Annotated in this window: 11 protein-coding genes; 6 read left to right on the forward strand and 5 right to left on the reverse strand. The window is 76.5% G+C overall.

All coding sequences use genetic code 11. The features are described 5' to 3' along the window. The first annotated feature begins 98 nt into the window (after positions 1-98). From ABZ945_RS17275 to ABZ945_RS17295, 5 genes are all read left to right on the forward strand, one after another. Positions 99-3,554, forward strand: a complete 3,456-nt coding sequence (locus ABZ945_RS17275; RefSeq protein ID WP_361269760.1) for a SpoIIE family protein phosphatase — start codon at positions 99-101, stop codon at positions 3,552-3,554. 258 nt (positions 3,555-3,812) lie between these two features. Then, on the forward strand, positions 3,813-6,284 hold the full coding sequence (locus tag ABZ945_RS17280) for a SpoIIE family protein phosphatase (RefSeq protein ID WP_361269763.1): 2,472 nt from the start codon (positions 3,813-3,815) through the stop codon (positions 6,282-6,284). A gap of 152 nt (positions 6,285-6,436) precedes the next feature. Beyond that, the gene (locus tag ABZ945_RS17285) at positions 6,437-6,772 is read left to right on the forward strand and encodes a DUF3140 domain-containing protein (RefSeq protein ID WP_361269765.1); all 336 of its coding nucleotides are present in this window, start codon (positions 6,437-6,439) and stop codon (positions 6,770-6,772) included. Between the two features lie 124 nt (positions 6,773-6,896). Continuing rightward, a complete protein-coding gene (locus tag ABZ945_RS17290; RefSeq protein ID WP_361269895.1) occupies positions 6,897-7,925 on the forward strand; it encodes a DNA topoisomerase IB in 1,029 nt (342 codons plus the stop codon). Positions 7,926-7,968: 43 nt separating this feature from the next. Continuing rightward, a complete protein-coding gene (locus ABZ945_RS17295; RefSeq protein ID WP_361269768.1) occupies positions 7,969-8,238 on the forward strand; it encodes a DUF6199 family natural product biosynthesis protein in 270 nt (89 codons plus the stop codon). A 31-nt stretch (positions 8,239-8,269) separates the two neighbouring features. On the opposite strand, the gene ABZ945_RS17300 is transcribed toward ABZ945_RS17295, so the two are convergent. Continuing rightward, positions 8,270-9,016: an SDR family oxidoreductase gene (locus tag ABZ945_RS17300; RefSeq protein ID WP_361269771.1), complete on the reverse strand. Its 747-nt coding sequence runs from the start codon at positions 9,014-9,016 to the stop codon at positions 8,270-8,272. 368 nt (positions 9,017-9,384) lie between these two features. Between ABZ945_RS17300 and ABZ945_RS17305 the strand changes: the two genes are divergently transcribed. Then, the gene (locus ABZ945_RS17305) at positions 9,385-10,815 is read left to right on the forward strand and encodes an MFS transporter (protein ID WP_361269773.1); all 1,431 of its coding nucleotides are present in this window, start codon (positions 9,385-9,387) and stop codon (positions 10,813-10,815) included. A 172-nt stretch (positions 10,816-10,987) separates the two neighbouring features. Here the strand turns inward: ABZ945_RS17305 and rfaE2 are convergent, their stop codons facing one another. From rfaE2 to ABZ945_RS17325, 4 genes are all read right to left on the reverse strand, one after another. Next, positions 10,988-12,385, reverse strand: coding sequence for a D-glycero-beta-D-manno-heptose 1-phosphate adenylyltransferase (rfaE2, locus tag ABZ945_RS17310; RefSeq protein WP_361269775.1), 1,398 nt, complete (start codon positions 12,383-12,385; stop codon positions 10,988-10,990). After that, positions 12,382-13,053, reverse strand: coding sequence for an SIS domain-containing protein (locus ABZ945_RS17315; RefSeq protein ID WP_361269777.1), 672 nt, complete (start codon positions 13,051-13,053; stop codon positions 12,382-12,384). The genes rfaE2 and ABZ945_RS17315 overlap by 4 nt, the downstream gene beginning before the upstream one ends. Positions 13,054-13,569: 516 nt before the next feature. Then, the gene (locus ABZ945_RS17320; protein WP_361269780.1) at positions 13,570-14,892 is read right to left on the reverse strand and encodes a glycosyltransferase; all 1,323 of its coding nucleotides are present in this window, start codon (positions 14,890-14,892) and stop codon (positions 13,570-13,572) included. Then, the gene (locus ABZ945_RS17325) at positions 14,889-15,854 is read right to left on the reverse strand and encodes a glycosyltransferase (RefSeq protein ID WP_361269782.1); all 966 of its coding nucleotides are present in this window, start codon (positions 15,852-15,854) and stop codon (positions 14,889-14,891) included. The genes ABZ945_RS17320 and ABZ945_RS17325 overlap by 4 nt, the downstream gene beginning before the upstream one ends. Between the last annotated feature and the right edge of the window lie 2 nt (positions 15,855-15,856).

Genomic DNA, 15,856 nt, shown 5'->3' on the forward strand with positions numbered 1-15,856 from the left:
GGAATGCGTGACCCCGCGGCCCGGGAGCATCCTGGCTATGAGCTCCGGCGCCGCACCGCGCGGCGCCGCGACCCGCCGCCGAGCAAGGCTGGGGGACGATGCCAGGGAAACCGCACACCGACGGCCCCGTACCGGACGGACTGCCGCTGGTGCTGGCCCGGGCCACCGTGGAGGCCGTGGAAGCGACCGGAGGCTTCGCGGGCGGCGTCTATCTGCGCAGCGGCACCCCGGGGCTGCTGCGGCTGGCCGTCCTCGCCGGGCTGCCGGCCCGGCTGTTCCGCCCCTGGTGGCGGATGCACGCCAACCGGCCCTTTCCGGTCGCCGTGGCCTACCGCGGCCGGGAGGGCGTGCACCTCGCCGACGCCGAGGACGCCATGCGGCGCTTTCCGCAGCTGATGGCCGGCATGCCGTACCCCTTCGGCTCGATGTACGTGCCGGTGGTGCACGGCCAGTCCGTCTACGGCGTGCTCGCGGTGCTGCGCGCCCCCACACCGGGGCGCCCGGTGGCCGCCGCCGACCGCCGCCGGGCCCACCACGCCGCCGGGCGGCTCGGTGCGGCCCTCGCCGACCTGATGCTGCACGGTACCCCGGTGACCTGGGAGGGCGAGCCCTTCGGCGTCCAGCTCCCGGCGGGCAACACCCCGCCGTTCCGCGTCGGCCGGATGGACTGGACCCCGGCGACCGGCGCCCTGACCGCGGACGCCGCCCTGCGCGCCATGCTCACCGGCCGCGCGGCCCCTCCCGACCCACCCGATCCGCCCGCCCCCGAGGTGGTGGCCTCCGAGGGCCCCGCCCCGGAAGGCCGCACCCTCCTCGGCCCCGACCCGGACGGGGAGCAGGCGGGGGACGGTCCTCTCCCGGCGCGCCCCCACCCGCAGGACCGGGCCCCCGACCCCGTACGCCCCTCGTCCGCCGCCCCCGCCGGCCCGGCCGAGCCCGCCGACCCCGCCGACCCCGTCGAACTGACCGACCCGGAAGCCCCTGCCGGCCCACCGGGGCGGATCGGGCTCACCGAGCAGGGGGAGCGGGCAGGCGTCAGTGAGCGGTCGACCGAATCGCCCCCTCACCGGGAGCCGGCAGTGTCAGCCGCACCGGGGGACCCGACCCGGCCGGGGGCACCGGGCGAAGCCGAACCCCGGCCAGGGTCCGGGCCCCTCCGGCGTCCCGGGCCGGTGGAGCTGACGGATCCGGTCGAGCTGACCGACCCCCTGGAGCCCGCGGTGCCGCTCGTCGAAGAGGACGAGTCGGCTGCCGCCGACCCCGCCTCGGGACCTGACGACACCCTGCCCACGGACCGCCGCGCCCCCGGCGCCGACGACGCCCCGCCCTGGGACCGCACCCCCGGCCTTGGAGGCACCACGCCCGAGGACAGCACCTCGCCGCCGGAGCCCCCGCCCACAGACGGCCCCCCGGGGCCCGAGGGCACCCTCTTCCGTAACGGCTCCCCGCCTGAGGACCGCACCCCCGGTGGCAGCAGCACTCCGACCGGGGCCCACAGCCAGGGCGGCGCCGTGCCGGGGGACGGCATCCTCGGCAGCAGCGCCCTGCCCGAGGACGGCATCCCGGCCGGGAGGAGCGCCGTGCCCGAGGACGGCGCCCCGCCGGGGTACCGCGCCCGCGGCCCCGCAGGCGCCCCGCCCGGGGACGGCGCCCTGCCGACGGACGGCGCCCCCGACGGCCGGGCCATACCCGGCGGACCAGGCGCCCCCACCCGCCCCCTGGACGCCGCCGCGCTGGCCGGGGTGCTGGAGCCGGAGGACAGCTACGGGCTGTGGACGGTGGCCCAGCAGCTGACGGACGCCGAGCGGCCGGCGTCCCGGCGGATCTGGGTGCGGGGGAGCGAGGGGCGGCCGTTTCTGATGGAGTTGTCCACCCGGCCCGCCGCGCCGGGGGAGGAGCCGCCGGCCGACGGGCATGTGCGGGGATCGCTGGTGGATCCCGGGACCGGCCCGGTGGCCGCGGCCGTCGCCGACCGGCTGCCGCGCGGGATCTTCTCCATCGACCGGCTCGGCCGCGTCACCTTCGTCAGCCGCAGCGCCGAGACCCTGCTCGGCCGGGGGCGGCCGGAGCTGATCGGGCGGCGGATGTTCGATGTGCTCCCCTGGTTCGGGCACCCCGCCTACGAGGACAGCTTCCGGGCCGCCCTGCTCTCCGGGGAGCCCGTCCACTTCCTGGCCCACCGCGACTCCGGCACCTGGCTGTCGGTGTCGCTCTACCCCGGCCACGACGGGCTCACCGTCACCCTCGCCACCGCCGAGAAGCCCGCCTACGCGCCCGGCTCGGCCGTCTCGCCCGGCAGCGGACTCGGCTCCCCGGCCGACCGGGCGTCCGTGCTCTACCGGCCGGTCGCCCTCGCCATCGCCCTCACCGAGGCGGTCACCGCCCGCCAGGTCTCCGCCGTCGTCACCGACGAGCTGCTGCCCGCCTTCGGCGGCCGCCAGCTCGCCATCTACGTCCTCAACAACGAACGCCAGCTGCACCTCGCCTGGGAAACCGGTTTCCCCCAGGGTTTCCTGGACCGCTTCGAGGGCGTCGGACTGGACTCCCGGCTACCCGGTGTGGAAACCCTCACCACCGGCCGCCCGATCTTCTTCGAGTCCATGCAGCACCTCGCCGCCGCCTACCCCGGCATCCCCATGGACGCCCATGTCGGCGCCCGCGCCTTCCTGCCGCTGATCGCCTCCGGGCGGCCCGTCGGCTCCTGCATCCTCGGCTTCGACCGGCCTCGCGGCTTCAGCCCCGAGGAGCGCACCGTCCTCACCGCGCTCGCCGGCCTCATCGGCCAGGCCCTGGAGCGCGCCCGCCGCTACGACTCCGAGGCCGCCCTCGCCCGAGGGCTCCAGTCCGCGCTGCTGCCGCACCGGCTGCCCAGGCTCCCCGGCGTGGACACCACCGGCCGCTATCTGCCCGGCACCGAGGGCATGGACGTCGGCGGCGACTGGTACGACGTGATCGAGACCGGCCGCAGCATCGCCCTGGTCATCGGCGACGTCCAGGGCCACGGGGTGTCCGCCGCCGCCACCATGGGCCAGCTCCGTAGCGCCGTCCGGGCCTTCGCGCTCAGCGGCCACGACCCGGCCGCCGTCATCAGCGGCACCAACCGGCTGCTGATCGACCTCGACCCCGGCCAGTTCGCCAGCTGCTGCTACATCGACCTCGATCCGGCCACCGGCACCACCCGGGCGGTACGGGCCGGGCACCTCCAGCCGCTGCTGCGCCACCCGGACGGCCGAACCGAGGTGCTCGACCTGCCCGGCGGCATGGTCCTGGGCATCGACGCCACCGCCCCGTACCCCGTCACCGAGCTGACCATGGCGCCCGGCGCCGTCCTCGCGCTGTTCACCGACGGACTGGTCGAACAGCCCGGCACCGACATCGACCAGGGCATCGAACGGCTGCGCGACACCCTGTCCGCCATCCGCGGCACCACCCTCGCCGGCACCGCCGACCGGCTGATCCGGCAGGCCAGGACCGCCACCGCCCGCCCCGACGACATCGCCCTGCTGCTCGCCGCCCGCACCGGCGAGACCCGGCGCCCCGGAAGTGACCCGTGATGACCCGCCGATCCACCGCACCCCCGGGAGTGACCCGTGATGACCCCGCCGACCCGCCCCACCCCCGGGAGTGACCCGTGATGATCCCGCCGACCCGCCCCACCCCCGGGAGTGACCCGTGATGACCCCGCCGACCCGCCCCACCCCCGGGAGTGACCCGCGATGACCCCGCTCACCCACCGCGGACCGCGGTTGTGCCCGCCGGACAGCGGTCCGACGATGAGGGAACACGGGAGGGGACACGGGAAGGAAGGTGCCATGGGCGCGGTGTACGCGGACGAGGGTGCCGATTTCCGCGGCCCCCTCGACCTCACCCGCGCGGCCACGGCCGTGCTGGACGACGACGGCACCATCGTCGGCTGGAGCCCGGCCGCCGAGGCGCTGCTCGGCTACCGCCCGCACGAGGCCGCCGGCCGTACCGTCGGCTCCTTCGTGGTGGAGCGCCCCGGCCACTACCGGATGCCGACCGACCTGCCCGGCGCCGCGCAGGCCCGCCGCCAGGTCCTCCATATGCGCCACCGGGACGGACGGATCGTCCGGGTCGCCACAGCCTCCCTGCCGCTGGCCTCCACCCGCGGCGGCGGCCCCGGCCGGCTGCTGGTGGTCGCCGACGCCGACGAGAACGACCGCTGGGAGGCGCTGCAGTCCATGCTGCGCGGACTGGCCACCCAGTCCCCGGTCGGCCTCGCCATCTACGACACCACGCTGCGTGTCGTGTGGACCAACCGCGCCCTGTTCGAGGAGGGCGGCGACGGCCAGTACACCGGGATGGGCCCCGACGAGCAGGCCGCCGACGGGCGGGTGCTCACCCCCGGCCGCCCGTCCACCCTGGAGGAGACCATGCGGGGCGTCCTCGCCACCGGGGAGCCCGTCACCGACCTGCACTACAGCGGACGCCCGCCCTCCGACCTGGCCCACGACCATGTCTGGTCCTGCTCCTACTACCGCCTCGCCGACCCGGCCGGCACCACCCTCGGCGTCTGCGAGGAGAGCGTCGACATCACCGAGCGCTACCTCGCCCAGCAGCGCCTGGACCTGCTGGTACGGGCCGGCGGCATGGTCGGCAAGACCCTCGACATGGACCGCACCGCCCAGGAGCTCGCCGCCGTCATCGTGCCGCAGTTCGCCGACTCCGTCGCCGTGGACCTGCTCGACGCCGTCCTCGCCGGCGACCAGCCCGCCCCCGGCACCGCGCCCGCCCGCCGGCTGGTGCGGGTCTGGGACGGCCCCGGCCCGGCCACCACCCGGCCCGCCCGCCGCCGCGACCCCGTCGACCTCTCACCCGACAGCCTCCAGGCCCGCTGCCTCGCCGCCGGCCACCCGCTGCTCCAGGAACCGGGCCCCGACGACACCGTCCGCTCCCGGCTCGCCGTCCCGCTGCGTACCGAGGGCGCCGCGCTCGGCGTCGTCACCTTCTGCCGGGAGAGCCACCCCGACCCCTTCGGCTCCGGGGACCTGCCGGTCGCCGACGAACTGGTCGCGCGCGCCGCCGTCTGCATCGACAACGCCCGCCGCTTCACCCGCGAGCACACCGCCGCGCTCACCCTCCAGCGCAGCCTGCTCCCGCGCCATCTGCCCCGGGTCACGGGCGCCGAGGTCGCCCACCGCTATCTGCCCGCCGACTCCGGCGCCGGGGTCGGCGGCGACTGGTACGACGTCATCGCGCTCTCCGGCACCCGGGTCGGCCTGGTCGTCGGCGACGTCGTCGGCCACGGCGTACGGGCCGCCGCCACCATGGGACGGCTGCGTACCAGCGTCCGCGCGCTCGCCCGGCTCGACCTGCCGCCCGACGAACTGCTCACCCGGCTGGACGAGCTGGTCACCCAGGACGCCCACGAACGGACCGCCGTCCCGGACGGCGGCGAGGACGACGCGCTCGGCGTCACCTGCCTCTACGCGGTCTACGACCCGGTCACCGGACGGTGCAGCATGGCCCGCGCCGGGCACCCCCCGCCCGCCCTGGTCGACCCGGCCACCGGCGCCGTGCACCACCCCGAGATCCCCGCCGGACCCCCGCTGGGCCTCGGTGGACTGCCCTTCCAGAGCGCCGAGTTCGCTCTGCCCGAGGGCAGCGTCCTCGCCCTGTACACCGACGGCCTGGTGCAGGGCCGGGGCCGCGACCGGGACGCCGAGGTCGCCGCGCTGCACGCCGTGCTCGCCGACCACCGCCGCCCGCTGGAGAGCCTCGGCGACCGGGTCGTCGCCACCCTGCTGCCCGGCCCGGTCGAGGACGACGCCGCCCTGCTGCTGGTCCGCACCCGGGTGCTGGACCGCGACGAGGTGGCCGTCTGGGAACTGGCCGACGACCCGGAGGCGGTCGGCCGGGCCCGCGCCCTGGCCACCGGGCAGGTCGGCGACTGGGGCCTGGACGGCGAACTCGCCTTCACCACCGAGCTGGTCGTCAGCGAACTGGTCACCAACGCCATCCGCTACGCCTCCGGCCCCATCGAGCTCCGGTTGATCCGCGACCGCACCCTGATCTGCGAGGTCTCCGACACCGGGCACACCTCCCCGCACCTGCGGCGGGCCGGCAGCGAGGACGAGGGCGGCCGGGGGCTGTTCCTGGTGGCCCAGATGACCCAGCAGTGGGGCACCCGCTACACCCCCACCGGCAAGACCATCTGGGCCGAGCAGCCCCTGGCGGACGAGGACTCCCCGGACAGGGATTCCCCGGACGAGGACTCCCCGGGCGACGGCGCCGCGGCCGGTACGCCCCCGGACGGCGGCTGACCGCGTCCCGAGGCCACGGCGGCTGACCGCGCCCCGGCCCGTGTTTGCCCCGGCTCCGGCAGGAAACCCGGCACGCGACCGACCGGCGGCAACCCGCCGAACGGGCGGTACCACCGGCCCACGCACGGAGCGACAGCGACAAGGAGGCCGTCATGGCGGTGTCCGAGATCAGCGACACACTCTGGGACGAGTTCCACACCGTGGTCAACATGACCTCCCGCGAACTCCAGGAGTGGCTGGCCACCGAGTCCGCGGGCGAGACGACCGAGGAGGTGCCCGACCGGGCCGGCAAGCCCACCGGGCGGCATGTCCTGGAGATCCTCGGCAAGCGCCGCACCGACCTCACCTCCGGCGACGTCGAGACCATGGAGCGGGTGGTGGAGATCGTCCGCTCCCAGCGCGGTTCCTCCCTCGATCCGAAGGCCGGCGGCGCCGACTGGCGCCATGGGCTGATGGACATCGGCCACGACCCGCTGAAACCGGCCTGATCCCCCTCCCGCCCCCGCCCCCCGGCACCCACCACCGCAGAGCGTCCGGACCGGACGCCGCGCCCCCAGGCGCGACGTCCACGCGGTACCCCGGCGGCCCGTGGCCTCACCTCAGGAGCAGGCGTTGCGCCTCCACCACAGCCGCCCCACCGACCCCGGCTACGGGCGCAGGCACCACGGCCGGGGTTTCCGCTACCTCACCCCCGGTGGCTCACCCCTGCGCGACAAGGCCCAACTGGCCCGGATCAAGGCCCTGGTCATCCCGCCCGCCTGGCGCGAGGTGTGGATCTGCACCCGGGCCAACGGCCACCTCCAGGCCGTCGGCACCGACGCCGCCGGACGGCGGCAGTACCTCTACCACCCGCAGTTCCGCGCCGAGCAGGAAGCCGCCAAACACGAGCACGTCCTCGATGTGGCGGAGATCCTGCCCGCCGTACGGGAGACCGTCGAAGGGCACCTCTCCGACCGCGGACTGACCCGGCAGCGGGTCCTCGCCACCGCCGTACGCCTGCTCGACCTCGGCTTCTTCCGGATCGGCGGCGAGCGCTACACCGAACTCAACAACAGCTACGGACTGACCACCCTCACCCGCGCCCATACCGAGAGCCGGGCCGGCGAGGTGACCCTCACCTACCCCGGCAAGCACGGCAAGGAGCAGGTGCACGCCGTGGTCGACCCGACGGCCCGCCGCACCCTCACCGCCCTCAACCGCCGCCGCGGCGGTGGCGACCGCCTGCTCGCCTACTGGGAACGGCCGAACTGGCACGACGTCAACGGCGAGGACGTGAACGCCTACCTCAAAGAGGTCGCCGGCCTGGACGTCACCGCCAAGGACTTCCGCACCTGGCACGCCACCGTGATGGCCGCCGTCGCGCTGGCCGTCTCCCAGGGCGCCGCGCAGAGCGAGAGCGCCCGCAAGCGCGCCATCGCCCGCGCCGCCCGCGAGGTCTCGCACTACCTCGGCAACACCCCCGCCGTCTGCCGCGCCTCCTACATCAACCCGCGCGTCATCGAGCTGTACGAGGAGGGCGTCACCGTCGCCGCCGCGCTGCCCCGCCTCGGCGGCGAGGGCACCCCCGGCGTCCCGGCCACCCAGGGCCCCGCCGAACGCGCCGTGCTGCGGATGCTGCGCACCGGCCGGCCGGCGGACTGAACGGGCCCGCGTCGCAGGGCCGTTCGGGGGTAAGCGGATGGGCATGATGCCAGGTCAGATACCGCTCGCCGCCGGCTCCGAAGGCGGCACCAGCCCCTTCTTCTACGCCTTCCTCGCCCTGTTCTTCGTCATGGGCGTGGTGCAGGTGGTCCGCCCGCAGCTGCTGTGGCGGCTCAACCGCCCGCTCCAGAAGCCCTTTGTGAAGGACTACGACGCCACCGAGCCCAACGCCCGCGGCTACGCCATCCAGCGCGTGGTCGGGGTGGTGTTCCTGATCGTGGTCGGCTTCCTGTTCGTCAACGCCCTGACCTGAGACGCCCCGGCCCGGCGCGGCGCCGTCCGGCTCACGGCCAGGACGGCTCCCGGCGCGGCACCACCACCAGCTCGCCCACCGCGCTGCCCGCCGGGACCGACAGCGCGTACAGCACCGTGTCCGCCACGATCTCCGGGCTCTGCAGCATCGAGGTGTCCGCGTCCGGGAACCGCTCCAGGATGAACGGGGTCTCCATTCCGCCCGCGATGATCCCGGTCACCCCGATGCCCGGGCAGTCCCGCTGGGCCTCCTTGAACAGGGTGTGGGTGAACGCCCGCAGCCCCGACTTGGCGGCCGAGTACGGCCCCGCCTCCGTCCACGTCCGGTTCGCCGCCGTGGACAGGATGTTCACGATGTGCCCGCCGCCCCGGGCGATCATCCGCCGGTAGACCTCCAGGCACAGATAGACCGGCCCCAGCAGATTGGTGGCCACCACCCGCTCCACCTCCGCCGCCGCCAGATGCTCGATCGGCTTGGAGACGTCCACCGCGGCGTTGTTGACCAGCACGTCCACCGCCCGCCCGGCCTCCTCCAGCTCCCGGAACACCCCCGCCACCGCCGCCGCGTCGGTGACGTCCAGCTCCACGAACCGCGCCTCGGCCCCGCCCCGGGCCAGCTCCTCGCACAACTCCCGGGCCGGTTCCTTGCGGACGTCGGCGACCAGCACCGACGCCCCCGCCCCGGCCAGCCGGCGGGCGATCGCCGCGCCCAGCCCCCGGGCCGCGCCCGTCACCAGCGCCTGCCGGCCCCGCAGATCCACCCGCACACCACTGTCCATACCCGCCGCGCCTCCGCTCCCGGTCCACCGCCGGACCTCCCCCAACTGTGGCCCGGGCCACCCCGTCCGGCACCCCGGACGGTTCCTGTGAGCAACCCCACCGGGGACCGCGGAGGCCAGACGGCGCAAGGGCCGCGGGCCCCTCCGGCCCGGTGCCGGGCCGTCCCCGGGCACCGTCGGCCGGGGCACTTCTGCCACGATGGTCCGCGCCGCCGGGCCGCCCTCCCTCGGGAAGGGGCCCGGCGTCCGTCCGATCCGGTGGCCCCCGCCGTACGGCGCCGCCGGCGCCCGCGGCCCCGCGCCCCGGATGCCGCCAACCGGGTGCCCCGGCCACCGCCGCGCCCGTACGACCCACCCCCCCCCGCACCGTGCCTTCTTCCCTTCCGCCCGCCACGCCCGTCCCCTCCGCCACCGACCACCGCCCCCGGCGCTTCTCCCGTCGACGGCCCACCGGAGGGCACTCGCCCTGGCGCTCCCTGCGCCACCCGGGCATGCGGTGGTGGTCCGCCGCGAACCTCGTCTCCAACGCGGGGACGTGGATGCAGCTCACCGTGCAAAACCTGCTGGTCCTCCAGATCACCGGCTCCGCCGCCGCCACCGGGCTCTCGCTCTCCGTGCAGGCCGCGCCGGGCCTGCTGATGAGCCTGGCGGGCGGCGCCGCCGTGGACCGCTGGCCCCGCAAGCTGACCGCCGCGGTCAGCCAGGCACTGCTGGGCGCGGTCGCCTTCACCACCGCGGTGCTGGTCGCCCTCGACCAGCTGAACGTGGGCGTGCTGATGGCGCTGGCCGCCGTCACCGGACTGATCGCCACCGTGGACGGCCCCGCCTGCTCGCTGCTCGGCAACGACCTGGTGCCACCGGAGGACGTACCGTCTGCCATCGGCGTCGGCTCCCTGGTGCACAGCGCCGGCCGGCTGATCGGCGCCGCCCTCGCCGGGATCACCGTCGGCGTGCTCGGCACCGCCGCCGCATACGCCGCCAACGGGCTGTCGTTCCTCTTCGTCACCGCCGTCATCCCGTTCCTCCGCCCCGCCCCCGGCGCCCTCCCCGCCCGCGCGCCCACCCCGGCCAGGACTCCGGCGCCGGACGAGGACGACCTGAGCATGCGCGAGGGGCTGCGCTACTTCGCCCGCAGCCCCCGGCTGCTCGCCCTCGCCGGGGTCACCGGCATCAGCGCCGTCTTCGGCCGGAACTACGGGCTCACCCTGGCCGTCCTGGTCACCGGCCCGCTCGCCGGGGGCGCCGGCGCCTTCGGCACCGTCTCCACGGTGCTCGCGGTCGGCGGGATCCTCGGCGCCGTCCTCGGCGCCCGGCTGCGCAGGCCCTCGGTACGGCTGGTCGGCACCCTCGCCGCGGCCGGCGGCCTGCTCCAGGTGGTGGCCGGGGTCTCCCCGTCACTGGCCATGCTGCTGGTCCTGGTGCTGCCGATGGCCGTGGTCGAGTCGATCTCCGACACCGCGGGCACCACCGTGCTGCAGACCGACCCGCCGGCCCGGCTGCGCGGCCGGGTCCTCGGCGTGTGGGGCAGCGTCCGCACCGGATGGGGCCTGGCCGGGCCGCCCGCCCTGGGCCTGCTGATGGAGTACGCCGGGGCCCGCGGCGCCCTGGTGGCCGGCGGACTGCTCATCGCCGCCTCCGTCCTGGCCGGCCACCTGCTGCACCGCCGCCGCACGCACCCCGCACCCCTGCCGGAAGCCCCTTCGATCGCGGCCGCCCCGCTCACCGTGACCCTCCCCGCGCCCCGCCACGCCCCGCCCGACGGACCCCGGCAACCCGTCCCCGTCGGCGCGGCCGTCTGACCAGCACCGGGCGCCCCGTACCCCACCGGGCGACGCTGCATCCGGCGCCTCCGGCACCCCGTCACGTACCACCGGGCGGCCGGGCGTCCGCACACAGCCGTACGCCGGGTGCGGCCGTCTCGCGTCCGCACCCGGCGTGCACTGGGGTGATCCCCGCCCGCGGCGGGCCCGCTCAGCGCCCCGGAGGACGGACCGGCGCCGCGGCCTCGGCGGCCCGGCGGGCCAGCACGGTGGTCGAGCGGCCGTCCAGATACGGCAGCACCACCGCCTGGCCGCCCCAGCCGTGGAGCACCTCCGCCTCCGGAAGGTCCTCGGCCGAGTAGTCGCCGCCCTTCACCCAGACATCCGGCCGCAGCCGGGACAGCAGCTCCGCCGGGGTGTCCCCGTCGAAGACGGCGACCGCGTCCACACTGCCCATCCCGGCCAGCACCCGCACCCGGTCGCTCAGCGGGTTGAGCGGGCGGCCCGGGCCCTTCAGCCGCTCCACCGACTCGTCCGAGTTCACACACACGATCAGGCAGTCACCGATCCGGCGGGCGCTCTCCAGCAGCCCCACATGGCCGGCGTGCAGCAGGTCGAAGCAGCCGCCGGTGGCCACCACCGTGCCGCCGCGCGAGCGCACCCGCTCGGCCAGCACGAACGGATCGGACACCGGCGCCTCGGTACGGGACGGGGCCGGGGCCCGCCAGAGCGACGGGTTGCCCGCCCCACCGGCCGCCACGAAGGCCGCGGCCTCCTCCACCGCCCGCTGCACCGCCTCCTCCGGCAGTGCCCCGTCGGCCAGTGCAGCCGCCGTCGCCGCCGCGAAGGCGTCCCCCGCGCCGCACGAGTCGCCGTCCGCCCGGTAGGGCGCGGGCACCAGCATCGGCGTGGAGGTGCCCGGCCGGGTCAGCAGCACCCCGCGCTCGCCGAGCGTCACCGCCACCGCCGCGGCCTTCCACCGCTCGGCGAGCTGGGCGCCCCGCCCCGCGTAGTCCCGCAGCGACTCGCCGCCGCCCCGGCACAGCGCTCGGGTCTCGGCCGCGTTCGGGGTCACCAGCCGGGCCCCGGCCACCGGCGCGTCGCCCTTGAGATGCGGGTCCCACACCAGCGGCACCTTCGGCGCCACCTCCGCCAGCGGCCCCCGCACCGCGCTCGCGGTATGCCGTCCGTAGTCGGCCACCAGGATCGCCTGGGCGTCGGCCAGCGTGTCGCGCACCGCCTGGTCCGGCTCGCCCGGGTCACCGCCGCCCCGGTCGATCCGCACCAGCGGACGGCCGCCCGCCAGCACCCGGGTCTTCACCGGCAGGGTGCCGTGCAGCGGCAGCTCCACCACCCGCACCCGGCCGCGCAGCGAGCGGCGCACCGCGTCGCTCGCCGGGTCGTCGCCCAGCGCCGTCACCAGCACCACGTCCCGCCCGCCCCGGGAGGCGAGCGCCGCGGCGAGCCCGGCACCGCCCGGGCGGCGCTGGTCACCGGTGACGTCCACCACCGGCGCGGGCGCGTCCGGCGCCAGCCGGGTGGAGACGCCCTCGATGTCCTCGTCCAGCAGGACGTCGCCGACGACGACCAGCGGCTTGCGTACGCTCATGACATCCTCCGATGGGCCAGGACGGGCGAGGCGGCACCCACCGCGCGGGCCGGCGGACCGGCCGCCACCGCGGCGTCGAAGCTCTCGCACAGCAGATGGACGGCGACCAGATGGGCCTCCTGCACGGTCGCCGTCGTCGCGGCCTCCACGCACAGCGCCTCGTCGGCCGCCTCCGCCAGCGGGTTGGGCCCGGGGCCGGTCACCGCCCACACCCGCAGCCCGGCCCGGCGGGCGGTCGCCGCCGCCAGGACGAGGTTGGCGCTGCGGCCCGAGGTGGACAGCAGCACCAGGACGTCACCGGGGCGGCCGTGCGCGGCGACCTGCCGCGCGTACACCTGGTCGAAGCCGTAGTCGTTGCCGATCGCGGTCACACTGGAGGTCTCGGCGTGCAGCGCGATGGCCGAGAACGCCGGCCGCTCCCGCTGGTAGCGGCCCACCAGCTCGGCCGTCAGATGCTGGGCCTGCGCCGCGCTGCCGCCGTTGCCGGCCGCCAGCAGCCGCCCGCCGACCGGCAGTACGGCCGCCAGATGGGCGCCCCACCGGTCGACGGTGTCCAGGTGCCGCTCCCGGAAGACGGTGAGCGCGTCGATCAGCGCCCGGCAGTGCGCCTGCGCCGCGGCGAGCGGGGGACCGGCGGCAGGGCCGGTCGGTGCGTGGGGATCTGTCATGGCGTTCGGGCGCGGCCTGCCCTTCGGGGCGAGGCGGCCCGCACCTCCTTCGGACGTCGACGGAGCACAACCGGGCGGGACCAGGAGAGGGAAGTCGAGGGAGGGGGAGAGGGCTCGGGGGAGGGGAGCCGGCCTCCGGCGGGAAGTCGGCGTCGGGCGGGAAGTCGGCCTCCGGCGGGAAGCTGGCGTCGGGCGGGGAGCCGGCCTCCGGCGGGAGGTCGGCCTCCGACGGGAAGTCGGCCTCCGACGAGAGGTCGGCCTCCGGCAGGAAGTCGGCGTCGGGCGGGGAGCCGGCCCCCGGCGGGAGGTCGGCGTCGGGCGGGAAGTCGGCGTCGGGCGGGAAGTCGGCGTCGGACGGGGAGTCGGCGTCGGACGGGGAGTCGGCCTCCGACAGGAGGTCGGCCTCCGACGGAAAGTCGGCGTCGGACGGGAAGCGGGCGTCGGACGGGAATCCACCTCTGGCGGGAAGCCGGCGTCCGGCGGGAGCGGCCGTCGGACGGGATCGGGGCCCGGGGCTCACGCCGCCCCGGTGACCCCGGTGACCCCGGTGACCGCGGGACGGGCCGCCAGCACTGCGGCGTACTCCCGCTCGGTGGCCGCCGCCACCCGCCCCCAGCCGTAGCGGCTGAGCACCCGCCGCCGGCCCGCCGCCCCGCACGCGGCCCGCCGCGCCGGGTCGGCCAGCAGCGCGGCGACCGCCGCGGCCAGTGCCTCTGGATCGCGCGGCGGCACCAGCCGGCCGGTCGCCGGATCGGCCACCGTGTCCAGCTGGCCGCCGACCGCGCTGGCCACCACCGGCCGCCCGCAGGCCATCGCCTCCAGCGGGACGATGCCGAACGGCTCGTAGTCCGCCGGGCAGAGCACCACATCCGCGCTGCGCAGCAGCGGCGCCACCGCGTCGGGGGCCACGCCCCCGGTGAAGCGGACCCGGTCTGTCACCCCGGCGAGCCGGGCCGCCTCCCGCAGCCGGCGGACCTCCGGATCGGCCTCCACCCGGTCGGCGGGCGGGCCGCCGACGATCAGCAGCTCGGTGTCCGGCAGCCGGCCCAGGGCGGCCAGCGAGACCCCGGCGCCCTTACGGGGCACCAGCCGGCCGAGCTGCACCAGCCGGTGCGGCAGGCCCCCGGTGCGCGGCGCGGAGGGACCGTCCGGGCGGAACTGCTCGGTGTCCACCCCGCACGGCACGACCCCGGTCTTCTCCACCGGCAGCCGCATCATGGTCAGTTCGAACACCTCGTCATGGCAGGTGGCCACGATCCGGTCGCAGCCGAGCCCCACCTCCCGCTCGCGCTCCACCCGCTCCGGCGGGCTGGTGTCCGCCTCGCCCTGGTGGCGCCGCTTCACGGCGCCGAGCGCGTGGTACGTGTGCACCAGCGGCAGTCCGGTGGCCCGCACCGCGCGCAGGCAGGCGACCCCGGACATCCAGTAGTGCGAGTGGACCAGGTCCGGCGGGCGCTCCCGCCACTGCCGGGCCAGCCAGTCGCCGAACTCCACCATATGCGGCAGCAGTTCGTCCTTGGGCACCGGCTCGGCGGGCCCGGCCGGCACATGGCGGACCTCCACCCCGGGACGCAGCGCCACCCGTTCCGGCAGGTCGGGGGAGTCCCGGCGGGTGTAGACGGCCACCTGGTGGCCCCGGTCGGCGAGCGCGCTCGCCAGCCGGGCCACGTGCACGTTCTGACCGCCCGCGTCCACCCCGCCGAGCGCCGCGAGCGGGCTGGCGTGCTCGGAGACCAGGGCGAGCCGCAGCCTTCGCCCGCCCGGGCCGCCGACCGGGGGCCGCCCCAGCGTGGCCGCCCCGAACGGGCGGGCCGCGGAAGCCGGTTCGAGCGAGGTCATGAGCACACCTCCGTCATCACACGCTCCCAGTCGGCCAGGAAGCGCTTGAGTCCGTACCGTTCGAGTGCCGCCTGCCGGGCCCGGGCGCCGTCCTGGGCGGCCGCCTCCGGCTCGTGCAGATACCGGCGCGCCGCCCGGGCCAGCACCTCGGGCCGGGTGGAGAGCGTCCCGGCACCGGCCGGCACCGCCTCCACCGCCTCCGTGGTGGCCAGCGCCACCACCGGCATGCCCAGGTGCATCGCCTCCAACAAGGAGAGGCCCAGCGAGGTCCAGCGCACCGGGTGCAGATACAGCCGCCGCTCGGCCATCGCCCCGTGCAGCTCCCGCTGCGGCAGGTCGGCGGTCCGCACCCGGTCCTCGCCGAGCCCCAGATGCGCGGCCAGCCCCTCGGTCCGCATCCCGAACACATCCAGCGGCGCCGCCTCGCTCAGCACGGGCAGCAGATCCGTACCGGTGTAACGGCCGCGCCGCACCGGCTCGTTGACCACCACCGCGGCCCGCTCCACGGTCCCGGTGTAGCGGTGCCCGGGATCCACGATGCCGTGCTCGACGACCTCGGTGCGGGTCGTCCCGCAGTCCCAGAACAGCCGGTTGAAGTGGGTGACATGCACCAGCGTCAGATCGGAGCGGTCCGCGCAGGGGTGCCGGGTCTCCGGCACGTCCCCGTCGGGCGCGTTGTGCTCCAGGTACACCGCCGGCACGTCCCGCCCGGGCCGCCGCCCGCCCAGCCACCGCTGGGCCAGCTCCAGCTCGTGCGGCCGCTGGAGGACCACCAGGTCCACGGGTGCGTCCCGCAGCTCCTCGGGGGGCACCTCCCGTACCGAGTCCGGCCAGGCGAAGGTCCGGGCCCGGCCCAGCCCGTCCGGGCAGCGCTCCGGGGTCACCGGCACCAGATACCGGTGCGGCCCCTGGACGAAGGCCGTGGTCCACGACCCGTGCACATGCCAGAGCAGGATGTCCACGG

The organism is Streptomyces sp. NPDC046887 (assembly GCF_040644755.1).
Taxonomy (GTDB): domain Bacteria; phylum Actinomycetota; class Actinomycetes; order Streptomycetales; family Streptomycetaceae; genus Streptomyces; species Streptomyces lichenis.